Origin of the sequence: Paucibacter sediminis (assembly GCF_030254645.1) — a bacterium.
In the GTDB taxonomy this organism is placed as follows: domain Bacteria; phylum Pseudomonadota; class Gammaproteobacteria; order Burkholderiales; family Burkholderiaceae_C; genus Paucibacter_B; species Paucibacter_B sediminis.
Genome location: NZ_CP116346.1, coordinates 5,256,606 through 5,279,536, shown reverse-complemented (window position 1 = coordinate 5,279,536; position 22,931 = coordinate 5,256,606). Strand labels below are relative to the sequence as shown.

General features: G+C 69.3%; 13 protein-coding genes. 6 read left to right on the top strand and 7 right to left on the bottom strand.

Features of this window, described 5'->3' with window-relative positions; translation table 11 throughout:
• Window positions 1-5 precede the first annotated feature (5 nt).
• On the bottom strand, window positions 6-1,421 hold the full coding sequence (locus PFX98_RS24425) for a sensor histidine kinase (RefSeq protein ID WP_285233065.1): 1,416 nt from the start codon (window positions 1,419-1,421) through the stop codon (window positions 6-8).
• A 157-nt stretch (window positions 1,422-1,578) separates the two neighbouring features.
• Here PFX98_RS24425 and PFX98_RS24420 point away from each other — a divergent pair, with 157 nt between their 5' ends.
• Window positions 1,579-4,563 (top strand): EAL domain-containing protein, encoded by a 2,985-nt coding sequence (locus PFX98_RS24420; protein WP_285233064.1) that lies wholly within the window; start codon window positions 1,579-1,581, stop codon window positions 4,561-4,563.
• Here the strand turns inward: PFX98_RS24420 and PFX98_RS24415 are convergent.
• Both PFX98_RS24415 and PFX98_RS24410 read right to left on the bottom strand, forming a co-directional pair.
• Complete coding sequence (locus PFX98_RS24415) at window positions 4,554-5,810, bottom strand: caspase family protein (RefSeq protein WP_285233063.1); 1,257 nt, start codon at window positions 5,808-5,810, stop codon at window positions 4,554-4,556. The genes PFX98_RS24420 and PFX98_RS24415 overlap by 10 nt on opposite strands.
• A gap of 270 nt (window positions 5,811-6,080) precedes the next feature.
• A complete protein-coding gene (locus PFX98_RS24410) occupies window positions 6,081-6,812 on the bottom strand; it encodes a hypothetical protein (RefSeq protein WP_285233062.1) in 732 nt (243 codons plus the stop codon).
• Between the two features lie 94 nt (window positions 6,813-6,906).
• Here PFX98_RS24410 and PFX98_RS24405 point away from each other — a divergent pair, with 94 nt between their 5' ends.
• Both PFX98_RS24405 and PFX98_RS24400 read left to right on the top strand, forming a co-directional pair.
• Complete coding sequence (locus tag PFX98_RS24405; protein WP_285233061.1) at window positions 6,907-7,584, top strand: FecR family protein; 678 nt, start codon at window positions 6,907-6,909, stop codon at window positions 7,582-7,584.
• Between the two features lie 19 nt (window positions 7,585-7,603).
• Window positions 7,604-10,429 (top strand): M16 family metallopeptidase, encoded by a 2,826-nt coding sequence (locus PFX98_RS24400; RefSeq protein ID WP_285233060.1) that lies wholly within the window; start codon window positions 7,604-7,606, stop codon window positions 10,427-10,429.
• Here the strand turns inward: PFX98_RS24400 and PFX98_RS24395 are convergent.
• The 4 genes from PFX98_RS24395 to PFX98_RS24380 all read right to left on the bottom strand — a co-directional run bounded on the left by PFX98_RS24395 (window position 10,426) and on the right by PFX98_RS24380 (window position 16,558).
• On the bottom strand, window positions 10,426-12,450 hold the full coding sequence (locus PFX98_RS24395; RefSeq protein WP_285233059.1) for a M3 family metallopeptidase: 2,025 nt from the start codon (window positions 12,448-12,450) through the stop codon (window positions 10,426-10,428). The two genes, PFX98_RS24400 and PFX98_RS24395, sit on opposite strands and share 4 nt — an antisense overlap.
• A 4-nt stretch (window positions 12,451-12,454) precedes the next feature.
• The gene (gene folD, locus PFX98_RS24390; protein WP_285233058.1) at window positions 12,455-13,318 is read right to left on the bottom strand and encodes a bifunctional methylenetetrahydrofolate dehydrogenase/methenyltetrahydrofolate cyclohydrolase FolD; all 864 of its coding nucleotides are present in this window, start codon (window positions 13,316-13,318) and stop codon (window positions 12,455-12,457) included.
• Between the two features lie 67 nt (window positions 13,319-13,385).
• On the bottom strand, window positions 13,386-14,009 hold the full coding sequence (locus tag PFX98_RS24385) for a response regulator transcription factor (RefSeq protein ID WP_285233057.1): 624 nt from the start codon (window positions 14,007-14,009) through the stop codon (window positions 13,386-13,388).
• Window positions 14,006-16,558, bottom strand: coding sequence for a PAS domain-containing sensor histidine kinase (locus PFX98_RS24380; protein WP_285233056.1), 2,553 nt, complete (start codon window positions 16,556-16,558; stop codon window positions 14,006-14,008). Before PFX98_RS24380 ends, PFX98_RS24385 begins: the two co-directional genes overlap by 4 nt.
• Window positions 16,559-16,706: 148 nt before the next feature.
• Here PFX98_RS24380 and aceE point away from each other — a divergent pair, with 148 nt between their 5' ends.
• The 3 genes from aceE to lpdA are packed head-to-tail and all read left to right on the top strand — an operon-like array spanning window position 16,707 to window position 22,926.
• A complete protein-coding gene (aceE, locus tag PFX98_RS24375; RefSeq protein WP_285233055.1) occupies window positions 16,707-19,412 on the top strand; it encodes a pyruvate dehydrogenase (acetyl-transferring), homodimeric type in 2,706 nt (901 codons plus the stop codon).
• Between the two features lie 24 nt (window positions 19,413-19,436).
• The gene (aceF, locus tag PFX98_RS24370) at window positions 19,437-21,110 is read left to right on the top strand and encodes a dihydrolipoyllysine-residue acetyltransferase (RefSeq protein WP_285233054.1); all 1,674 of its coding nucleotides are present in this window, start codon (window positions 19,437-19,439) and stop codon (window positions 21,108-21,110) included.
• A 13-nt stretch (window positions 21,111-21,123) separates the two neighbouring features.
• Window positions 21,124-22,926, top strand: coding sequence for a dihydrolipoyl dehydrogenase (gene lpdA / locus PFX98_RS24355; protein WP_425334645.1), 1,803 nt, complete (start codon window positions 21,124-21,126; stop codon window positions 22,924-22,926).
• Window positions 22,927-22,931 lie beyond the last annotated feature (5 nt).

The following is a 22,931-nucleotide window of genomic DNA, read 5'->3' as shown; positions in this document are numbered from 1 at the left end:
CGGCCTCAGGGCCGCAGCGGCGCCTTGCGCGGCATCTCGATGCGAAAGCGGCTACCCTGGCCGAGCTGGCTGCTCACCGTCAGGCTGCCGCCCAGCAGGCCGGTGACGATGTTGCGGCAGATCGACAGGCCCAGGCCCGAGCCGCCCTTGCCGAACTGGGTCGTGAAGAAGGGCTCGAACACGCGCGCGGCGGTCTCGGCGCTCATGCCCGCGCCATCGTCGCTGACGCTGATGCAGACGCGCTCGCCCTGGGCCTCGGCGCTGATGCGCAGCAGGCCGCCGTCGCGGCCCGCGAAGGCATGGCGCTCGGCGTTCTGGATCAGGTTGGTGACGACCTGCTCCAGCGGGCCGGGATAGCTGTCGCATAGCAGGCCGGCGGGCACGTCCAGCTCGATGCGCCAGGCCTGCGTCTTCAGCATCGGCCCGAAGGCGCGCACCAGGTCACCGAGCGCCACGCCCAGATCGAAACTGCGGCGCGCCTCGCTGGTGCCGTCGATCGCCACCTGCTTGAAGCTGGCGATCAGCTCGCTGGCGCGCCGGGTCGAATGCAGCACCAGCTCGCTCAGCTCCAGGCCCACCTGGATGAACTCGTTCATCGCGCTGCGCGACATGCTGCGGCCCGCGGCGGCCTTGGCCAGGGCCTGCAGGCGGTCGTGCAGCGCCGAGGCCGCGATCATGGCATTGCCGATCGGCGTGTTCAGCTCATGCGAAACCCCCGCCACCAGCGAGCCCAGCGAGCTGAGCTTCTTGGCCTCCACCAGCTCGTCCTGGGTGCGGCGCAGCTGGTCCAGCGCCTCCTCCAGGTGCTGGGTGCGCTTGGCCACGCGCTGCTCGAGATTGCGGCTCAGGTCCAGCACCTGCAGGTACTGGCGCTTCTTGCTGTCGGCCAGGCCGGCGGCGATCGCCGCGCCCAGCGCCACCACGGCGCTCAGGCTCACCGCGCCGACCCAGGCGCTTTCGCGCCCGGCCTTGGCGGCGGCCGGCTCCATCGCCGCCAGCATGGTGAAGGCCAGGATGCTCAGCGCGGCCATGGCCCAGGCCTGGCGCTTGCCCAGCATCCAGCCGGCCAGCATCAGCAGCAGCGGGCAGGCGTAGAGGCCGCTGTAGCCGAGACCCGGGTGCAGCAGCGCGCCCGTCATCAGCACCGCCCAGATGCCCCACAGCAGGGCCATCACCGCGGCGCGCATGCGCTGCCGCGCGATCAGGCGCAGCGTCACGCCCACCAGCAGGGCGATCGCCAGGTTGTCCCAGGCGCGCCACTGGCTGCCGGCCGGCTGCACCCAGAGCGTGTGCAGGCCCAGCGCGATCATCGCGGCCAGCACCAGGCGCAGAAAGATGCGCAGGAAACGCTCGCTGTGCGGGCCGAAGTAGAACTCGGCCGTGCCAGGGTCGTCGATGGCGGGGGGCTTGGGCTGGTGCATGCTGAGGTCAACTGGGTACTAGCTTGCCTGAGCAAGCATGCTATAGGCTGACGGGCGCCGGCGGGGCCAGGTGTTGCTTCGAGGGTCAACGCGCTGGCGCCGCGGCGGCGCATCCGTTCTACTGGCCGGGCCGCTTTGCAACGTGAGGGATAAAGCCATGACGCGTCGCACGCTGGGGGGCTTTGCGCTGATCTGGCTGCTGGCCAGTGCCGGCGCCATCTGGCTGTGGAGCCAGCGCGCCGAGGTCTCCATGCTGGAGCGCCTGGATCAGTGGAGCCTGGACGCGCAGACCCTGTGGCGCGGGCCGCTGGCGCCCGACGCGGCGCAGCCCATCGTGCTGGTGAGCGTCGATGACGCCAGCCTGCAGCGCCTGGGCGGCGCGCTGCCCGACCGTGCCGCGCTGGCCGCGGCGGTGACGCGCCTGCATGCCGCCGGCGCGCGCGCGATCGCGCTCGACATCCTCCTGCTGGAGGCCTCCAAGGGCGAGCACGCGGCCGACGACGCGCGGCTGGCAGCGGCGATGCGCGCCGCCGGCCGGGTGCTGATTCCCTTCGCCCTGCCGGACCAGCCCGGCCAGGGCGCCGATGCGGCGCCCAGCCCCAAGCTGCTGGCCCAGGCCTTCATGCATTACAGCGAACCCGCGGCCGAGCAGCGCCTGGCCCGGCATGGCTACCAGCCCGCGCAGCTGCTGGCGCCGCTGCCGGCGCTGGCCGAGGCGGCCGCGGCCCTGGGCCATGTGAGCGCGCCCCGCAGCAGCGATGGCAGCCTGCGCTGGGATTTCCCGGCGCTCAGCCTGGGCGGCGAGGTCTATCCCTCGCTGGCCCTGCGCCTGGCGGTGCAGGCGCGCGGGCTGGACTGGCGCGCGGCCGGGGTGCGCTTTGGCGAGGCTGTCGAGGCGGGGCCGCTGCGCGTGCCGCTGGACGAGCTTTCGCGCCTGTGGGTCAACTACTACGGCCCGGCCGGCCAGTTCGAGCGCGTCAGCTTCATCGAGCTGATGGACGGCCGGGTGGCGCCGGCGCGCCTGGCCGGCCGCATCGCCATCCTGGGGGTGTCGGCGCTGGGCGCGGGCGACCATTTCCCCAGCCCCTTCGACGCCGGCCTGCCGGGCGTGGAGCGCCTGGCCACCGTGGTGGACAACATGCTCAGCGGCCGCGCCCTGCAGCGCCCGCGCTGGGCCGGCGCGGCCGAGCTGGCCGCGATGCTATGCCTGCCGGGCCTGGCGGTGGGTCTGCTGGCTTGGTGGCCGCCGCGGCGCGCGCTGCCGGCCCTGCTGCTGCTGGCGCTGGCCCTGCTGGCGCTGGCGCAGGCGCAGTTCGCGCAGCAGCAGCGCATCTTCTCGCTCGCCTTTCCGGCCCTGGCCCTGGGGGCGGCCTGCCTGGGCGCCATCAGCCTGCGCGCCGGCGTCGAGCTGGCGCGCAAGCGTGCGGCGCTGCAGGCCCTGCAGGCCAGCGAGCAGCGCTATGCGCTGGCGGCGCAGGGCGCCAACGACGGGCTGTGGGACTGGGATCTGCGCAGCCAGCGGGTCTATTACTCGGCGCGCTGGCTGGCGCTGATGGGGCTGGACGAGGCCCAGGCCGGCCACGCCATGGCCGCCTGGACCCTGCCGCTGGACGAGGCCGGGCGGCGCGCGTTCGAGGCCGAGCTGCAGGCGCATCTGCAGGGGCGCAGCCTGCAGTTCCACCATGTGCTGCACTTCAGCCAGGGCGGGCTGGAGCGCTGGCTGCTGGCGCGCGGCGTCGCCACCCGGGAGGGCGGCCAGGCGCAGGGCCGGGTGGCGCGCATGGCGGGCTCGCTCACCGACATCAGCGAGGCGCGCCGCCTGCAGCAGCAGATCAGCTTCGACGCGCTGCACGACCGCCTCACCGGCCTGGCCAACCGCGCGCTGTTCCGCGAGCAGCTGCAGCAGCTGCTGGCGCAGCAGCCTGGCACCGGCCTGCTGCTGCTGGGCCTGGATGAGTTCCGCGCCTTCAACGAGGAACATGGCACGCTGGCCGGCGATGCGGCGCTGCGCGAAACGGCGGCGCGGCTGCGCGCGCTGATCGGCGAGCAGGGCCTGCTGGCGCGCCTGGGCGGCGACGAGTTCGGCCTGGCGCTGGCCTGCGGCCCCAACGAGCGCCTGCCGGCCCAGGCGCTGGCCTGCCTGGAGTCGGGCCTGCGCCTCGCGGAGGGTCAGGTCTTGCGCCTGAGCGCCTGTGTCGGCTGGGCCCATGCCAGCCAGGGGCCGCAGCAGGCCGACGAGCTGCTGGCCGCCGCCGAGGGCGCGCTGGCGCATGCCAAGGCGGCCGGGCCGGGGCATGCCCACAGCTTCGACCCGGCCGAGCAGCTGGTCGAGCAGTCGCGCCGCTGGATGCGCGAGCAGATCGACCTGGCGCTGGCCGCGGGCGACCAGTTCCAGCTGCATTACCAGCCCTTTGTGCGCCTGGCCGATCGCAGCCTGCTGGGCTTCGAGGCCTTGATACGCTGGCGCCACCCGAGCAAGGGCCTGGTGATGCCGGGCGACTTCATCCCGGTGGCCGAGGAGAGCGGCCAGATCGCCGCGATCGGCCGCTGGACCCTGCTGGAGGCGGCCGCCCAGCTGCGCCGCTGGCATGCGCTGGGCTTTCGCGGCGAGATCGCGGTGAACCTCTCCGGTGTGCAGCTGGCGCGCGATCTGGAGCTGATGGCGGACGCGCGTGCCACCCTGGCGGCGCTGGGCGAGGTGCCGGTGCGGCAGCTCAAGCTGGAGGTCACCGAGAGCATGGCGATGGCCCATCCGCAGCGTAGCGCCGAGCTGCTGCAGGAGCTGGCCGGCCTGGGCTTCAAGCTCTCGATCGACGACTTCGGTACCGGCTATTCATCGCTGGCCTATCTGCACCGCTTCCCCTTCGACACGCTCAAGGTGGACCGCAGCTTCGTGATCCGGCTGGCGGCCGGGCGCGAGGCGCAGGAGATCGTGCGCACCATCGTCGGCCTGGCGCTGGCGCTGGGCAAGCAGACCCTGGCCGAGGGTGTGGAAGACGAGGCGCAGGCGGCGCTGCTGCAGCAGCTGGGCGTGCAGGTGGGGCAGGGCTGGCTGTTTGCCAAGGCGCTGCCGGCGGCCGAAGCCGAGCGCTGGGTGGAGGCGGCGGTGGCGGCAGCGGTGGTGGCGGCGCTTCAGCGGTAGAGGTTGTTCGCGTCCGCGGCCAGGGTGCTGAACAGGCGCGGCTGCTGTTGCCGCCGGCCCGCGCTGACGGCCAGGGCCTGGGCCGCGGTGAAGCGCTGGGCGGCCTCGAAAGCGGGCTGGACCTGGCCCTGGAAATGCGCCAGGTAGTCGAAGAAGGCCTGGGTGAAGAAGCTGCCGCGCAGCGCCCGCTGCGGATCCAGCGGGCTGCTGAATTGCCCCGGCCGCACCGGTGGCCCCAGGCTTTCCTGGCCCTCGCTGGTGGCGGTGATGAATGCATAGCCGCCCGCGGGGGCATCGGCGCTCCAGGCCGCCAGCGAGACGCTCTCCACATCGACGCGGCCGCCGTTGGCGCGCAGCATCTGGCCGCGGCTGTCGGCGTCCATGTCGGTCAGCATGTCGCCGCTGTAGCAGGTGTCCACCAGCACGCGGGTGACGCGGCTGGGCTGGCGCGCCAGCTGCTGCACCAGCCGGTCGTGCACCGAGCTGGCCTGCAGCCTGAGCAGGTACTCGGTGGCATCGCGGCTGGGGGTGCCGCCGACGTCGCCGGAATCGTAGGCGGCGATCGACATGCGGTGCTGGCCCGGCCCCTTGGGCGAGGGCAGGGGCGGGTTGCCATGGCTGGAGATGTAGAGGAACAGGCTGTCGGCCGGCCCGAGTCGCTCGCCCATGCGCAGCAGCGCGGCCTCGATGGCGGCCTTGTTGGCCTGCGCGCCCAGCAGGGCGCTGACCTCGTAGCCGGCGCGCCCCAGCTGGGTGGCCACCAGGCGCGCATCGTCCTCGCCCTGGATGGGGCGCAGGTGGGCGCTGTCCATGAACTCGTTGATGCCCACCACCAGGGCCAGCTTGCGGCTGCCGGCCGGCTGGGCCTGGCGCCGCGCCGCCGCCAGCCGGCGCGCATGCTCGGCGATCGCCTCGCCGGCCGCGCGCTCCCAATGCCGCTGCTGCACCTCGGCCGGATAGCGCGGCGAGCAGGACTTCAGGCCGACGATGGATTGCACGACCAGGAAGGCGCGCTCCACCTCGTCTTCATCGCGGTAGCGCCCCAGCAACTGCACGCGGCCGACGTTGTCGCGCGCCACGCCGGCCTCGGCCAGGCCATGCTCGCGCAGCTTGAGCCGGATGCGCTCGATGAGCGGCTCCGGCACCTGGTAGCCCTGGTAGCCGCTCTGGTAGCCAGGCATCTGCGGGCTGGCGCAGCCGCCCAGCAGCAGGGTTAGCGTGGTGCCGGTGAACTGGCGGCGCCGCATCGCTAGGGCCTGTTAATACTACGTTTGCCCGTGCGAACGGGGCCGGCAGGGCCCAGGTCTAGGCGGACGACGCAGCCCAGGCTTTCTGCCTGGGCAAGGAGTTCAACGACGAGATGGGCCCTGCCAGCCCCGTTCCCTTCGGGTTGCCACCAGAAAAGCCGTGCACGTCGTTGCAAAGCCTCGCCGGGGGAGTGACCCCGGCTTCGGTTTGCGCCTAGTTCACGGCTTTTCTGGTGGCAACGCATCGGGCAAACGTAGTGTTAACAGGCCCTATTCGACCTGCACCGTGGCGCTCAGCATGCGCGCCGGCAGGCCGGCGGCGGCGACGCTGAACTCGTAGCGGTAGGCCACGCCCACCGGCACCTCCTTGGGGATGGGCAGGCGCGCCAGGTCCAGGCTTTCGCCGGGCGCCAGCACGCGGGTCTCGCGCGCATGGCCGGTGAAGGCCAGCGCCTGCTCCTTGCCGTCGGCGATCGCGAACAGCCGGCGTTCGATCAGCACTTCGGCCTCGTCGCCCTGCGGGGTCAGCAGCACGAAGGCGCTGCGGATTTCCAGGCTCTCGCCGGCGCGCACGCGGCTCGGCATGTCCAGCGCGCGCAGCAGCAGCAGCGGGCCCGTCTCGGGCCGGTAGCCGGTCTCGGCGATGGCGCGCGCATAGTCGGCGCCGCGCTGCAGCTGCGAGGCGGGGATCCAGTCGGGATGCTGTTCGTAGCAGGCGCCGGCGGCCTTGAACCAGGCGCTGGCCAGGCCCATGCTGGCACCGCCGCCGACGCTGAGCGTCAGCTGGCGGCCTTCGCTGCGGCGTTCTTCACGTGGCTCCTGGCGGCGCGACAGCAGGGCCGAGCCCAGCTTGCCCAGGGCGCCGAGCGCGGCCCCCTTGACGCTGGCGGCGCGCTGCTGCTCGGCAATGCAGCCGTCCAGGGCCTGGGTGACGGATTCCTGCGCCCAGCCGCCGGGTGGCAGGAGGGCCAGCAACAGCGCTGCGTTCCGGAAGCTGGGCATCGGTGGATCTCCGCGAGCAGTTAGCTGATTCTGCGGCCTGCGGCGCGCTTGTGCGGGCTTAGACTGAAGCCATCGGTCCAGCCAAGGAGCAAAAATGCGCAGCTTGTTGTTGATCCTGAGCCTGCTGGGCGGGGCCGCCCTGGCCGAGCCGGTGTGCGAGGTGGCGGCCCTGGTGGGTGAGGTCCAGGTGCAGGATGCGGCCGGCACGCGCAGCCTGCGCGCCGGCGAACGCCTGGAGCCCGGCGCCGAGCTGCGCAGCGGGCCGCAGGCGCGCGTGCGGCTGCGTTTCATCGATGGTTCCACCCTGGTGCTGGCGGATCGCAGCCAGCTGCGCATCGAGCGCTTCGTGCAGGGGCCGGGCCAGCCGCGCGAGGCCGCCCTGCTGCTGCAGCTGGGCCTGATCGGCCAGCAGGTCAAGCCGGCCGCCGGCGGCAGCTGGCGCGTGCGCACGCCCACCGCGGTGACGGCGGTGCGCGGCACGGAATTCAGCGTCGAGGTGGCCGGCGACCTGGCCACCGCCGTGCATGTGAGCAGCGGCGCGGTGGCGGTGGAGCCGCTGGCGGCCGAGCCAGAACCTGCCATTGATGATGCGGCCAGCGCCCCCTACAGCAGCAAGGCGCCGGCGCTCGGCAAGCCGCGCAAGCCCAGGCCGGTGCTGCTGCAGGCGGCGCGCAACGGCACGCGCTGCGATGCCCAGGGCCAGTGCAGCGAGGCCGCGGCCTGGTCGGCCGAGCGCGTGCAGCAGATCCAGCAGCGCCTGGGTGGTTTCTGATTAACAAGGATTGTTTCCAATGACATTGAAGTTCGCAGGGCCGGCGGCCTGGGTGGCCGCCGGTCTGGCCCTGGCCTTGCTGGTGCCCGTTCCGCCTGCCTGGGCGGCTGCCAAGCCGGCGGCGCCAGCCGTCAGCACGGCCAAACAGCCCGCCAAGCGCAGTGCCACGCCGCTGCTGCCGCCACCACGCGCCGAGTTCGTGCGCGAGCTCGGCGGCATCTCGGAATACCGCCTGCCCAACGGGCTGCAGATCCTGCTCTTCCCCGACGAGGCGCAGAGCACCACCACCGTCAACATCACCTACCGGGTCGGCAGCCGGCATGAATCGCAGGGCGAGTACGGCATGGCGCATCTGCTCGAGCACATGGTGTTCAAGGGCACGCCCGCGCACCAGGACATCGCCGGCGAGCTGGCCGCGCGCGGCGTGCGCTTCAACGGCAGCACCACCACCGACCGCACCAACTACTTCGCGTCCTTCAATGCCAGCGAGCCGACGCTGGACTTCATGCTGCGGCTGGAGGCCGACCGCATGCTCAATGCTTTCATCGCCAAGGCCGATCTCGACAAGGAGATGAGCGTGGTGCGCAACGAGTTCGAGCGCGGCGAGAACAACCCCAACCAGGTGCTGTTCCAGCGCGTGCAGGCGGTGGCCTATGACTGGCATGCCTATGGCCACTCGACCATCGGCCCGAAGAGCGATATCGAGAACGTGCCGATCGAGAACCTGCAGGCCTTCTACCGGCGCTATTACCGGCCCGACAACGCCACCCTGCTGGTGGCCGGGCGCTTCGAGCCGGAGGCGGTGCTGCAGCGCATCGCCGGCATCTACGGGCCCTTGCCGCGCCCGGCCGCGCCGCTGCGTGAGCCCTACACGGTGGAGCCGGCCCAGGATGGCGAGCGCAGCGTGGTGGTGCGCCGCGTGGGCGGGCAGCCGATGCTGATGGTGCAGTACCACGTGCCGGCCGCGGCGCATGCGGATTCGGCGCCGCTGATGGTGCTGGGCATGCTGATGTCGCTGCAACCCAGCGGCCTGCTCTACAAGGAGCTGGTGGAAAGCAAGCTGGCGCTGGCCGCCGGCCTGGGCGGCATGGGCGGGCAGGGGCCGGGCGCGGTGCGGGCCTTCGTGGCGCTGGGGCCGGATGCCGATGCGGCCAAGGTGGAGCAGCGCCTGCTGGAGCTGCTGGAGGGGCGTGCCGGCAAGCCCTTCGACGAGGCGGAGCTGCAGCGCGTGCGCGAGCTGGCGCTGCTCTCCTACCGCGAGCAGATGAAGCGGCCCGAGGCCCTGATCCAGCAGATCTCGTCCCTGCTGGGCGCGGGCGACTGGCGCCTGCTGTTCCAGCTGATGGAGGACCTGCCGCGCGTCACGCTGGACGATGTGGAGCGGGTGCGCCGCGCCTATCTGCGCCCGGCCAACCGCACGCTGGGGCGCTATCTGCCGGCCAAGCAGGTCGAGCGCGTCGAGATCCCCGCCGCACCGGCGCTGGACGAGCGCCTGGCGCATCTGCAGGGCCCGCCCAAGCTCGAGGAGGGCGAGCGCTTCGACCCCACGCCGGCGCTGCTGGAGGCACGCACCGAGCGCCGCCAGCTGCCCAGCGGCATGCGCCTGCAGGTTCTCAACAAGCGCACGCGCGGCAATACCGTGCTGCTGCAGCTGCAGCTGCGCTGGGGCGAGCGCCAGGCCATGAAGCCGCTGCGCGGCGGCGATCTGGTGGATGACCTGCTCACCGAGGGCAGCGCGACGCTGGACAAGCAGAAGCTGCGCGACGAGTTGGTGCGCCTGAAGGCGGGCCTGCGCGTGGTCGGCGGCGCGCAGGGCGCCACGCTCTACCTGAGCGCCGAGCGCGACACCTTGCTGGAGGCGCTGCAGCTGGCCGCCGATGTGCTGCAGCATCCGGCCCTGCCCGCGGATGCCTTCGAGCGCATCCGGCAGGCCGGCCTGGCCGCGCTGCGCGGCTCGCGCGAGGAGCTGGAAACCAAGCGCCAGGAGGCCACCAGGCTGCACTACAACCAGGCACGCGGCGTGGGCTTCGGCGACGCCGACTACCTGCCCAGCGTGGAGGACCGGCTCGCGCGCCTGCAGGCCATCACGCTGGACGAGGTGCGCGCCTTCCACGCCGAGTTCTGGTCGGCCAACGAGGCGCAGGTGGCGGTGGTGGGCGCGCTGCCCGCGGGCCTGGACGAGGCACTGGAGCGCCTCTTCGGCGGCTGGAAGAAGCCGCAGGCGCCGCGCTTCGTGCGCCATTTCTCCAGCCATGTGGCGATCCCTGCGGCGCGTTTCGACGTGAGCGTGCGCGACAAGGCGAATGCCAGCCTGCGCATGGATCAGCGCTTCGCGTTGAACCAGAAGGATGCCGACTACCTGCCCATGCTGCTGGCCGTACACATCTTCGGTGGCGGCGGCATCGAGAGCCGCTTGTCGGAGCGGGTGCGCCAGAAGGAGGGGCTCAGCTATGGCGTGGGCGCCTCGCTTGAAAGCAGCTACTGGGGCCAGGAGGGCGGGCTGGTGATCAGCGGCAGCTTCGCGCCGCAGAACCGCGAGCGCGTGCTGGCGCTGGTGCACGAGGAGCTGGCGCGCATGACGCGCGATGGCGTCAGCGCCGCCGAGCTGGCACGCGCCAAGACGGCGCTGCTGCAGGCCGCGCTGCAGGCGCGCGCCAACGAGGGCCAGCTGGCCGGCCAGCTGAACGCGCTGGGCGAGGACGGCCGCAGCTGGCTGGCCGAGCAGGAGGAGGAGACGCGCCTGCAGGCGGCGACGCTGGCGCAGGTGAACGCCGCCTGGCGCCGGCTGGTGAAGCCCGAGGGCTTCGTGATCAGCACCGCCGGCGACTTTGACAAGAAGCCTTAAGCCATGCCCTGGTGGCGCAGCAGGGCGTCGATCTGCGGCTCGCGGCCGCGGAAGGCCTTGAAGTTCTCCATCGCGCTGCGCGCGCCGCCCATCTCCAGCACGTTCTTCAGGTAGCGCTCGCCGGTGGCGGCGTTGAACACGCCCTCCACCTCGAAGGCGCTCCAGGCGTCGGCGCTCAGCACCTCGGCCCATTTGTAGCTGTAATAACCCGCCGAGTAGCCGCCCGCGAAGATGTGCGAGAAGCTGTGCTGGAAGCGGTTGAAGGCGGGCGGCGGGTTCACCGCCACCTCGGCGCGCACCTCGTCCAGCAGCTGCTGGATCCTGGCCTCGCTGCCGGCCTCGGCATGCAGGCGCATGTCGAACAGCGAGAACTCGATCTGGCGCAGCGTCTGCAGGCCGGACTGGAAGTTCTTGGCCGCCGTCATCTTGTCGAACAGGGCGCGCGGCAGCGGCGCGCCGCTGTCCACATGGGCGGAGAGCTGCTGCAGCACCTCCCACTCCCAGCAGAAGTTCTCCATGAACTGGCTGGGCAGCTCCACCGCATCCCATTCCACGCCCGAGATGCCCGACACGCCCAGCTCGTTGACCTGGGTGAGCAGGTGGTGCAGGCCATGGCCGGACTCGTGGAACAGCGTCGTCACATCGTCATGCGTGAGCAGCGCAGGTCTTTCATTGCCGTTCTGGCCAGACGGTGATGCGAAGTTGCACACCAGTTGGGCCACCGGCAGCTGTTGCCGGCCCTCGGGCCGGGCCCAGCGGCTGCGCACCTCGTCCATCCAGGCGCCGGGGCGCTTGCCCGGGCGCGCGTACAGGTCCAGGTAGAACTGGCCGATGGTCTGCTGCGCGCGCTCCAGGCGGTAGAACTTGACGCTCTCGTGCCAGACCTCGGCGCTGTCCTCGACGATGCGCACATTGAAGACGCGCTCGATGATGTCGAACAGGCCCTGCAGCACGCGCGGCGCGGTGAGGTATTGGCGCACCTCCTGGTCGCTGAAGGCGTAGCGAGCCTCCTTCAGCTTCTCGCCGTAATAGGCATGGTCCCAGGCCTGCATGTCGGCGCATCCCTGGTCGATGGCGAACTGGCGCAGCTCGGCCAGGTCCTGCTGCGCAAACGGCCTGGCCTTGGCGGCCAGCTCGCGCAGAAACTCCAGCACCTGGGCGGGCGAGTCGGCCATCTTGGCCACCAGCGAGGCATCGGCAAAGCTCGCGTAGCCCAGCAGCTGCGCCTCTTCCTGGCGCAGCGCCAGCAGCTCCCGCATCAGCGCGCTGTTGTCCAGCTCGGGCTTGGCGCCGAGTTCGCTGGCACGCGTGACATAGGCGCGGTAGATGGTCTCGCGCAGCGCCCGGTTGCTGCAGTACTGCATCACCGGCAGGTAGCAGGGGAAGTGCAGGGTGATCTTGTGGCCGTCCTTGCCCTCGGCCTGGGCCGCGGCGCGCGCGTTCGCCACCACATCGGCCGGCACGCCCTCCAGCTCATCGGCCGTGGCGAAATAGGCGAAGCCATCGGTGGCGTCCATCACATGCTCGGAGAACTGCTGGCCCAGCTCGGCGCTGCGCTCCTGGATGGCGGCAAAGCGCGCCTTGGCCTCGCCCTGCAGCTCGGCGCCGGACAGCACGAAGTCGCGTATCCACAGCGTCAGCGCGCGCTGGCGCGCCGGGTTCAGGCCGGCCGCATTGGCGTGGATGGCCTTGTATTTGGCAAAGAGCTTTTCGTCGGCGCCCAGGCTGGTATAGAACTCGGTCACCGCCGGCAGCATGGCGTTGTAGGCCTCGCGCAGCTCGGGCGTGTTGGCCACGGCGTTGAGATGGCCCACCGCGCCCCAGGCATGCGAGAGCCGCTCGGTGGCTACGCTCAGCACGGCTTCCAGCGCGTCGTAGTCGGCCGGCGTGGCATCGGCGGTGGCCGTGGCGAGGGCCTGCTGGGCCTGCTCCAGCAAGGCGGAGATGGCCGGCTGGATGTGCTCGGGGCGGATCTGCGCGAATGGCGGCAGGGCGGTGTTGGCGAGAAGAGGGTTGCTCATGGGCTCAGCGATTCGCAGCGGCGCAGCGTTCGGCCGACTCTAGCGTGTTGACCAGCAGCATGGTGATGGTCATGGGGCCGACCCCGCCCGGCACCGGGGTGATCCAGCCGGCCACCTGCTTCACGCCCTCGAAGTCCACGTCGCCGCAGAGCTTGCCTTCGTCGTTGCGGTTCATGCCCACGTCGATCACCACCGCGCCGGGCTTGACCATGTCCTTGGTCAGCACATTGCGCTTGCCCACCGCGGCCACGACCACGTCGGCCTGGCGCGTCATCGCGGCCAGGTCGGCGGTGCCGCTGTGGCAGATGGTCACGGTGGCGTTCGCTTGCAGCAGCATCATCGCCATCGGCTTGCCGACGATATTGCTGCGGCCGATCACCACCGCATGCTTGCCGCGCAGATCCTGCATGCCGATGCTCTCCAGCATCTTCATGCAGCCATAAGGGGTGCAGGCCTTGAAGCCTTGCTCGCCCACCATCAGCGCGCCGGCGCTGGCGACGTGGAAGCCGTCCACGTCCTTCTCGGGCGAGATCGCCTCGATGACCTTGTGGTCGTCGATGTGCTTGGGCAGCGGCAGCTGCACCAGGATGCCGTGGATGCTGGGGTCGTTATTGAGCGCCTCGACGCGCGCCAGCAGCTCGGCCTCGCTCATCGTGGCCTCGTACTTCTCCAGCACCGAGTGCAGGCCGGCGTCCTCGCAGGCCTTGACCTTGTTGCGCACATAGACCTGGCTGGCCTGGTTGTCGCCCACCAGCACCACCGCCAGGCCGGGCTTGAGCCCCTTGGCCGTGAGCGCCGCGGCGCGCTGCGCCACCTCGGCGCGGAGTTGCTTGGAGAGGGCGTTGCCGTCGATCAGTTGGGCGGTCATGGTGAGGACTCCTTGGAATGCAAAAGGCCGCTGAACAATCAGCGGCCTCGGATGGGGGCAGGTCTTGTCAGGCCTTGGCGGGTGCGCCCAAGGCAATCTTGAGCAGGTCGGCCACGGTGTTGGCGTTCAGCTTCTCCATGATGTTGGCGCGGTGCGCCTCCACCGTCTTGATGCTGATGCCCAGATCGTCGGCGATCTGCTTGTTGAGGCGGCCGGCGACGATGCGCTCCAGCACCTGGGCCTCGCGGGTGGTGAGGCGCGAGAGCAGGGCGTCGCGGCTGGCGGCTTCCTGGTGGCTGGAGAAGGCGTCGCGCGCCTGGTCGAGCATGCGCTCCACCAGGGCCAGCAACTCGTCTTCCTTGAAGGGCTTCTCGATGAAGTCCATCGCGCCCTTCTTCATGGTCTGCACCGCCATCGGCACGTCGCCATGGCCGGTGATGAAGACCACGGGCAGCGGGCTGCGGCGTTCCAGCAGGCGGTCCTGCAGCTCCAGGCCGCTCATGCCTTCCATGCGGATGTCGGCAATCAGGCAGGCCACTTCGCGCGGGTCGTAACGGCTCAGGAACGACTCGGCGGAGTCAAAGCACTTGACGCGGTAGTCCTTGCCCTCCAGCAGCCATTGCAGGGAATCGCGCACGGCTTCGTCATCATCGACAACGTAGACGTTGCCCTTCTTAGGAATCAGGCTCATGGTGTCGCAGCAGTGTTCAGGGCGGGTCCCGAGGGTTCGGGACGGGATAGTTCGACGGGGATGGTGAAGGCGAACCTGCACCCCACGATGGAGGCGCCATTGTAGAGGTTCTCGGCACGGATCCGGCCGTGGTGGGACTCCACGATAGACCGGCATAACCCTAAGCCAATGCCCATGCCATCGGACTTGGTGGAGAAAAAGGCCTCGTACATGCGCTCGATCACCTCATCGGGCAAACCCGGCCCCATGTCGGTGACGGAGAACTCGATATTGCCGCCCAACTCGGCCGTGTGCTTGGGCACCACGCGCAGCTCGATATGGCGGCGCGAGACCGGCAGCGCGGCGTTGTCGATCGCCTCGGCGGCGTTCTTCAGCAGGTTCATCAGCACCTGCTCGATCAGGATCGGGTCCACCATCAGGGTGGGCAGGCGCTGCGCCACATAGGTGTGGATGGCCACGTTGCGGCGGCGCAGCTCGATGCCGGCCAGCTCCACCGCGTCCTCGACGATGGCATGCGCGCTGGAGGCCTGGCGCTGCGGTTCGCTGCGCTTCACGAAGTTGCGGATGCGGTGGATGATCTGGCCGGCGCGCTGCGCCTGCTTGGCGGTCTTCTCCAGTGCGGCCAGCAGATCGTCCTTCTGGATCGCGTCGTTGCGCACGCGCGAGACCATGCCGTTGCAGTAGTTGGTGATGGCGGTGAGCGGCTGGTTCAGCTCATGCGCCACGCTGGAGGCCATCTCGCCCATGGTCATCAGGCGGCTGGTGACCTGGGCCTTCTCGGCCTGCTGGGCGGCCTGCTCCTCGGCGCGGCGGCGCGCGGTGATGTCGGTGGCGATCAGCATCTGCGCGAGGCGGCCGTCGGTCCACTGCAGGTAGCGGGCGCGCACGTCAAACCACATCTCCAGGCCCTCGATATAGACCTCGCGCGGGTCCGAGCCCACCTCGGTGAGATGCTGGGCCGGCAGGCCGGAATAGTCGTCCACCTCGTCGTCGGCGTCGGGATCGTCCTTGCTGCGGCTCAGCTGGCTGCCGGCCAGCATGGCATGGCCCTTGGGGTCGGCGCCGAACCAGAGCCGGTAGCTGCGGTTCGCGAACAGCAGCTCGCCCTGCTGGACGGACAGCACCGAGACCGCCGCGTCCAGCCCCTCTAGCACGGTGGTGAAGCGCTCGTGCGAGGCGCTGAGCTGGTCGCGCACGCGCTTGGCCTCGGTGATATTGGTCATCGAGGTCATCCAGCCGCTCTGCTTGCCCTTGGGGTCGATCAGGGGCGAGACATACATGCGGGCGTCGAAGATGGTGCCGTCCTTGCGCATCACCTTGACCTCGGCGCCGCCGGCCGGGCTGCGGCCGTGGATCTCCTGCTGCAAGAGGCGCGCGTTCTCTTCGAAGCGGTCCGGCGGCCAATAGGGGAAGGGCGGCTTGCGGCCGATCAGCTCGGCCTCGGAGAAGCCGGTCATGGCGCAGAAGGCCGGGTTCACATAGGAGATGCGCGAGTCCATGTCCATGGCGCGCATGCCGGTGAGCATGGAGTTCTCCATGGCGCGGCGGAAATTCGTCTCGTTGGCCAGCGCGGTCTGGAACTGCATGCGCCGGCGCATGTGCTTCCAGGTGCCCAGCAGCATCCACACCGTCAGCACCGAGAGGGCCACCACCATCCAGAACAAGGTGTTGCTGATCAGGCCGATCGAGGTGCGGTAGCCCTGGCCGCGCAGCACCAGGCCGTTGAGCGCCGGCGCCAGCGGCACCTCGGAGACGATGGAGGCGCGCTTGATGCGCTGGCCCGGCATCGGGGTGACGGTGGAGGCCATCACCTGCTCGCGTGCGTCCAGCACCGAGACCGCATGGCGGCCCGCCACCTCGGTGGGCACGTAGTAGCGCAGCAGGGCCTCGATCGAGTATTCGGCGATCAGCACACCGGCAAAGCCGGTGCGGTCGATCAGCGGCACCTGCACCTGGAACACCGAAGTGCTGTTGTTGTCGGTGAAGGGCTGTGAATAGACCACCTGGCGCCGTTCCTTGGCGGCCTGGAAGGCGATCTCGGGGGCGGTGCCGGGGTTGCCGCTGGGCATGGAGGGGTCGCCGCCGTCCAGCACCATCAGGTTCTCGGCCTGGAAGCCGGCGCCGCTGACGCTGGCGCGGCGGTCGCGCCGGTTCGTCAGCCAGGTCACATGGGTGACCTCGGGGCGTTCGCGCGCGAAGGCGCGCGCCTGCACGCCAAATTCCTGCGGGTCGATGGCGCGCGTGACGATGTCGCGCGCGATCACCACCAGCTTTTCCTGGTTCTCGTTCAGGCGCACGCGGATCTGCTGCTGGGCGATCTCGGTATCGCGCTTGACGGCCTCGGCCTCTCGTTCGATTTCCTCGTTGCGCAGGTACCAGAAGGCCAAGATGATGGCCGCCAGGAACAGCATCACCGAGACCAGCGGGCCCAGGGTGGCAAAGCGGTCCTGGCGCGAGGGCGACTGGCGCCGCCACCAGGTGGCGGCCAGGCGTTGCAGCGGCGTGAGCGTGCGGCGCAAGGCGCCCTTGAAATCGAAACGGGAAAGCATGGCCCGATTATCCCGGCGCGCGCGCCGCCGGCCCAGCGAGCAATCCCTTTGATTTCATTATGTGAAACCTACTCGCACGATTTGGAATTTCAGAAAGCTTGTGAGAAACTCGCGCCGGAAAATTTCGACGCAGGATTTAGGAGACAACATGTCCGCGCAGCCTCAGTCTTTTCTCGGCGCCGCCGCCAATGACACCGACGCTCTCGAAACCAAGGAATGGCTGGACGCCCTGTCCGCCGTGATTGGTGAGGAAGGGGGCGAGCGCGCTCACTTCCTGCTCGAGACCCTCATCGACCATGCCCGCCAGGCCGGCATCGACGTGCCCTTCTCGGCCCATACGGCCTACGTCAACACCATCCCCACCGACCAGGAAGAGCGCTTCCCCGGCGACATCGACATCGAGGAGCGCCTGCGCGCCTATATGCGCTGGAACGCGATGGCGATGGTGGTGCGCGCCAACCGCCTGAACCCCGACGACGGCGGCGACCTGGGCGGCCACATCTCCAGCTTCGCCTCGCTGGCCACCATGCTGGGCTGCGGCTTCAACCATTTCTGGCATGCCGACGATGGCGCGCATGGCGGCGACCTGCTCTATATCCAGGGCCACAGCGCGCCCGGCATCTATGCGCGCGCCTTCCTGGAAGGCCGCATCAGCGAGGAGCAGCTGCTGTCCTTCCGCCAGGAGGTCGACGGCAAGGGCCTCTCCAGCTACCCGCACCCCAAGCTGATGCCCGAGTTCTGGCAGTTCCCCACCGTCTCGATGGGCCTGGGCCCCTTGATGGCGATCTACCAGGCGCGCTTCCTCAAGTACCTGCACGCGCGCGGCATTGCCGACACCTCCAAGCGCAAGGTCTGGGTGTTCCTGGGCGACGGCGAGATGGACGAGCCGGAATCGCTGGGCGCGATCGGCCTGGCCGCGCGCGAAAAGCTCGACAACCTGATCTTCGTGGTGAACTGCAATCTGCAGCGCCTGGACGGCCCGGTGCGCGGCAACGGCAAGATCATCCAGGAGCTGGAGGGCGAGTTCCGCGGCGCCGGCTGGAACGTCATCAAGCTGATCTGGGGCGGCTACTGGGATCCGCTCTTGGCGCGCGACAAGGAAGGCCTGCTGCGCAAGGTCATGATGGACACGGTGGACGGCGACTACCAGGCCATGAAGGCCAATGACGGCGCCTTCGTGCGCAAGAACTTCTTCGGCAAGCACCCCAAGCTGCTGGAGATGGTGGCCAAGATGAGCGACGACGACATCTGGCGCCTGAACCGTGGCGGCCACGACCCGCAAAAGGTCTATGCCGCGTACCACAAGGCGGTCAACACCGTGGGTCAGCCCTCGGTGCTGCTGGTGAAGACCGTCAAGGGCTATGGCATGGGCAAGAGCGGCGAGGGCAAGAACACCGCGCACCAGACCAAGAAGCTCACCGACGACGACATCAAGTCGATGCGCGACCGCTTCGGCATCCCGATCGCCGACGCCGACCTGCCCAAGATCCCCTTCTTCCGGCCGGCCGAGCACACGCCCGAGGCGCGCTATCTGCACGAGCGCCGCCAGCAACTGGGCGGCTACCTGCCCAAGCGCCGCCCGCGTTCGGACGAGCAGCTCGCGGTGCCAGGTCTTGACACCTTCCAGGCCATCCTCGAGCCCACCGCCGAGGGCCGCGAGATCTCCACCACGCAAGCCTATGTGCGCTTCCTGACCCAGCTGCTGCGCGACAAGGATCTGGGCCCGCGCACCGTGCCCATCCTGGTGGACGAGGCACGCACCTTCGGCATGGAAGGCCTGTTCCGCCAGATCGGCATCTACAACCCTGCGGGCCAGCTCTACACCCCGGTCGACAAGGACCAGGTGATGTACTACCGCGAGGACAAGGCCGGCCAGATCCTGCAGGAAGGCATCAACGAGGCCGGCGGCATGGCCAGCTGGATCGCCGCGGCGACCTCGTACTCGACGAACAACCGGGTCATGATCCCCTTCTTCGTCTACTACTCGATGTTTGGCTTCCAGCGCATCGGCGACCTGGCCTGGGCCGCCGGCGACATGCAGGCGCGCGGCTTCCTGCTGGGCGGCACCTCGGGCCGCACCACGCTGAACGGCGAAGGCCTGCAGCATGAAGACGGCCACAGCCACATCCTGGCCGGCACCATCCCCAACTGCGTCAGCTACGACCCCACCTTTGCGCACGAGGTGGCGGTGATCATGCAGCATGGCCTGAAGCGCATGGTGCAGGACCAGGAGAACGTCTACTTCTACATCACGCTCTTGAACGAGAACTACCCGATGCCGGGCCTGAAGGCCGGCACCGAGGAGCAGATCATCAAGGGCATGTATCTGCTGGAAGAGGCCGCCCCAGGCCCGCTGAGCGTGAACCTGCTGGGCTCGGGCACCATCCTGCGCGAGAGCCAGGCCGCCAAGGGCCTGCTGGAGCAGGACTGGGGCGTGAGCGCCAATGTCTGGAGCTGCCCGAGCTTCAACGAGCTGGCGCGCGACGGCCAGAACGCCGAGCGCTGGAACCTGCTGCACCCCACCGAGCTGGCCTGCGTGCCCTTCGTGACCCAGCAGCTCAGCCGCACCAGCGGCCCGGTGATCGCCTCCACCGACTACATGAAGAACTACGCCGAGCAGATCCGCGCCTTCATTCCGGCGGGCCGCTCCTACAAGGTGCTGGGCACCGACGGCTTCGGCCGCTCGGACTTCCGCTCCAAGCTGCGTGAGCACTTCGAGGTGAACCGTCACTACATCGTCGTGGCCGCGCTCAAGAGCCTGGCCGACGAGGGCAAGCTGCCGGCCGCCAAGGTGGCCGAGGCGATCGCCAAGTACGGCATCAACGTCAACAAGATCAACCCGCTGTACGCCTGATTCGGCGGCGATCGGAGACACGAAATGGCATTGGTAGAAGTCAAGGTTCCGGACATCGGTGATGTCAAGGACGTGGCCGTGATCGAGCTGCTGGTGAAGGTGGGCGACAGCATCAAGCTGGAGCAGAGCCTGATCACCGTGGAGAGCGACAAGGCCTCGATGGAAATCCCCAGCTCGCATGCGGGCGTGGTGAAGGAGATCAAGGTCGCCGTGGGCGACAAGGTCAACGAGGGCAGCCTGGTGCTGCTGCTGGAGGCCGAAGGCACGGCCGGCGCGGACGCGCCGGTACCGACGTTGGCAGCGGCGCCCGCGCCGGTGGCAGCCCCCGTTGTCGCCGCAGCAGCACCCGCCACCAGCGCGCTGGTGGAGGTGTTCGTGCCGGACATCGGCGACTTCGAGTCGGTCGCGGTGATCGAGGTCTTCGTAAAGCCCGGCGACACCATCAAGCTGGAGCAGAGCCTGATCACGGTGGAGAGCGACAAGGCCTCGATGGAGATCCCGTCCTCGCATGCCGGCGTGGTCAAGGAACTCAAGGTCAAGCTGGGCGACAAGGTCGCCAAGGGCAGCCTGCTGGCGATCGTGGAAGTGCAGGGTGCTGCTGCGGTGGCTGCAGTGGCCGCGCCCGTGGCGGCCGCGGCCGCTTCGAGCGCCAACACCGTGGTGGCGGCCGCCCCCGCCGCGCCGGTGGAGCGCATCGCACCCACCGCGGCGCTGCCGGCCCATGAGCCCAGCACGCCCACCGGCCGCCTGCCGCATGCATCCCCCAGCATCCGCCGCCAGGCGCGCGAACTCGGCGTGCCGCTGGACGAGGTCAAGGGCACGGGCCCCAAGGGCCGCATCCAGGAGTCCGATCTGCAGGGCTTCGTCAAATCGGTGATGGCCGGTGCGGTGCAGACCCTGGCCCAGAAGGCCGCGGCACCCGCGGCGGCTGCGGCCTCCGGTGGTGCTGCGCTGCCGGGCCTGCTGCCTTGGCCCAAGGTGGACTTCGAGAAGTTCGGTGCCATCGAGCGCAAGGAGCTCTCGCGCATCAAGAAGATCTCGGGTGCCAATCTGCATCGCAACTGGGTGGTGATCCCGCATGTCACCAACCACGACGATGCCGACATCACCGAGCTCGAAGCGTTCCGCGTGCAGACGAACAAGGAGAACGAGAAGTCGGGCATCAAGGTCACCATGCTGGCCTTCATGATCAAGGCGGCCGTGGCGGCGCTGAAGAAGTTCCCCGAGTTCAATGCCTCGCTGGAAGGCGAGGGCGACACGCAGAAGCTGGTGCTGAAGAAATACTTCCACATCGGCTTTGCGGCGGACACGCCCAATGGCCTGGTGGTGCCGGTGATCAAGGACGCCGACAAGAAGGGCATCTTCGAGATCAGCCAGGAAATGGGCGAGCTCGCCAAGAAGGCGCGCGACGGCAAGCTCGGCCCAGCCGACATGGCCGGCGGCTGCTTCACCATCTCCTCGCTGGGCGGCATCGGCGGGCGCTATTTCACGCCCATCATCAATGCGCCCGAGGTGGCCATCATGGGCGTGTGCAAGAGCCAGATCGAGCCGGTGTGGGATGGCAAAGCCTTCCAGCCACGCCTGATGCTGCCGCTCTCGCTGAGCTGGGACCACCGCGTCATCGACGGCGCCGCGGCCGCCCGCTTCAACGTCTACTTCGCATCGCTGCTGGCGGACTTCCGCCGCATCGTTCTGTAATCGGGAGCGTCAAATGGCATTGATCGAAGTTCAAGTTCCCGACATCGGCGACTTCAAGGACGTGGCCATCATCGAGTTGCTGGTCAAACCCGGCGACGCGATCAAGGCCGAGCAGAGCCTGATCACGGTGGAGAGCGACAAGGCCTCGATGGAGATCCCCAGCTCGCATGCGGGCGTGGTGAAGGAGCTCAAGGTCTCGCTGGGCGACAAGGTCAACCAGGGCACAGTCTTGTTGCTGCTGGAATCGGACGCGGCTGCTGCGCCGGCGCCTGCAGTGGCTGCGTCGCCCGCTGCCGCTGCCGCGCCGGTCGTGGCCCCCACTGCCGCCAGCTACACCGGCAACGCCGACCTGGACTGCGATGTGCTGGTGCTGGGCGCCGGCCCCGGCGGCTACTCGGCCGCCTTCCGCGCCGCCGACCTCGGCCTCAAGGTCGTGCTGGTGGAGCGTTATGCCACGCTGGGCGGCGTCTGCCTGAACGTGGGCTGCATTCCGTCCAAGGCGCTGCTGCATGTGGCCGCGGTGATGGACGAGGTCTCGCACATGGCCGATCTGGGGGTGGACTTCGGTGCGCCCTCGGTCAACGTCGACAAGCTGCGCGGCCACAAGGAAAAGGTCATCGGCAAGCTGACCGGCGGCTTGGCGGCGATGGCCAAGATGCGCAAGGTCACGATCGTGCGCGGCTACGGTGCCTTCGTCGATGCCCACCATGTGCAGGTGGAAGAGACCACCGGCACGGCGCAGGAGAAGACCGGCGCCACCAAGACCATCCACTTCAAGAAGGCCATCATCGCCGCCGGTTCACAGGCGGTGCGTCTGCCCTTCCTGCCGGACGACGAGCGCATCGTGGACTCGACCGGCGCGCTGGCCCTCAAGGGCACGCCCAAGAAGATGCTGATCATCGGTGGCGGCATCATCGGCCTGGAGATGGGCACGGTCTACAGCACGCTGGGTGCGCGCCTGGACGTGGTGGAAATGCTGGACGGCCTGATGCAGGGCGCTGACCGCGACCTGGTGAAGGTCTGGCAGAAGCTGAATGCCAAGCGCTTCGACAACATCATGTTGAAGACCAAGACCGTCGGCGCCGAGGCCACGCCCGAGGGCATCAAGGTGCAGTTCGAGTCGCTGGACGGGGCCAAGAGCGAAGGCACTTACGACCTCGTGCTGCAGGCTGTGGGCCGCACGCCCAATGGCAAGAAGATCGCCGCCGACAAGGCCGGCGTGGCGGTGACGGACCGCGGCTTCATCAACGTCGATGTGCAGATGCGCACCAACGTCGCCAACATCTTCGCCATCGGCGATGTGGTGGGCCAGCCCATGCTGGCGCACAAGGCGGTGCACGAGGCCCATGTGGCGGCCGAGGTCATTGCTGGCGAGTTGCTGGGCGATGCCAAGCTGGCCAGGAGCCAGTTCGACGCCCGCGTGATCCCCAGCGTGGCCTATACCGACCCCGAGGTGGCCTGGGTGGGCCTCACCGAGGACCAGGCCAAGGCGCAGGGCATCAAGGTCAAGAAGGGCCTGTTCCCCTGGACGGCCTCGGGCCGCGCCATCGCCAACGGCCGCGATGAGGGTTACACCAAGCTCTTGTTCGATGACTCGCCCGAAGCCCATGGCCACGGCAAGATCCTCGGCGGCGGCATCGTCGGCACCCATGCCGGCGACATGATCGGCGAGATTGCCCTGGCCATCGAGATGGGCGCCGACGCGGTGGACATCGGCAAGACCATCCATCCGCACCCGACCTTGGGCGAAAGCATCGGCATGGCCGCCGAGATCGCGCATGGCAGCTGCACGGATGTGCCGCCGGCACGGAAGTAACATCG

Coding starts and splice junctions, on each gene's coding strand:
- PFX98_RS24425 (WP_285233065.1), bottom strand. CDS start 1,421: ATGCACCAGCCCAAGCCCCCCGCCATCGACGACCCTGGCACGGCCGAG.
- PFX98_RS24420 (WP_285233064.1), top strand. CDS start 1,579: ATGACGCGTCGCACGCTGGGGGGCTTTGCGCTGATCTGGCTGCTGGCC.
- PFX98_RS24415 (WP_285233063.1), bottom strand. CDS start 5,810: ATGCGGCGCCGCCAGTTCACCGGCACCACGCTAACCCTGCTGCTGGGC.
- PFX98_RS24410 (WP_285233062.1), bottom strand. CDS start 6,812: ATGCCCAGCTTCCGGAACGCAGCGCTGTTGCTGGCCCTCCTGCCACCC.
- PFX98_RS24405 (WP_285233061.1), top strand. CDS start 6,907: ATGCGCAGCTTGTTGTTGATCCTGAGCCTGCTGGGCGGGGCCGCCCTG.
- PFX98_RS24400 (WP_285233060.1), top strand. CDS start 7,604: ATGACATTGAAGTTCGCAGGGCCGGCGGCCTGGGTGGCCGCCGGTCTG.
- PFX98_RS24395 (WP_285233059.1), bottom strand. CDS start 12,450: ATGAGCAACCCTCTTCTCGCCAACACCGCCCTGCCGCCATTCGCGCAG.
- folD (WP_285233058.1), bottom strand. CDS start 13,318: ATGACCGCCCAACTGATCGACGGCAACGCCCTCTCCAAGCAACTCCGC.
- PFX98_RS24385 (WP_285233057.1), bottom strand. CDS start 14,009: ATGAGCCTGATTCCTAAGAAGGGCAACGTCTACGTTGTCGATGATGAC.
- PFX98_RS24380 (WP_285233056.1), bottom strand. CDS start 16,558: ATGCTTTCCCGTTTCGATTTCAAGGGCGCCTTGCGCCGCACGCTCACG.
- aceE (WP_285233055.1), top strand. CDS start 16,707: ATGTCCGCGCAGCCTCAGTCTTTTCTCGGCGCCGCCGCCAATGACACC.
- aceF (WP_285233054.1), top strand. CDS start 19,437: ATGGCATTGGTAGAAGTCAAGGTTCCGGACATCGGTGATGTCAAGGAC.
- lpdA (WP_425334645.1), top strand. CDS start 21,124: ATGGCATTGATCGAAGTTCAAGTTCCCGACATCGGCGACTTCAAGGAC.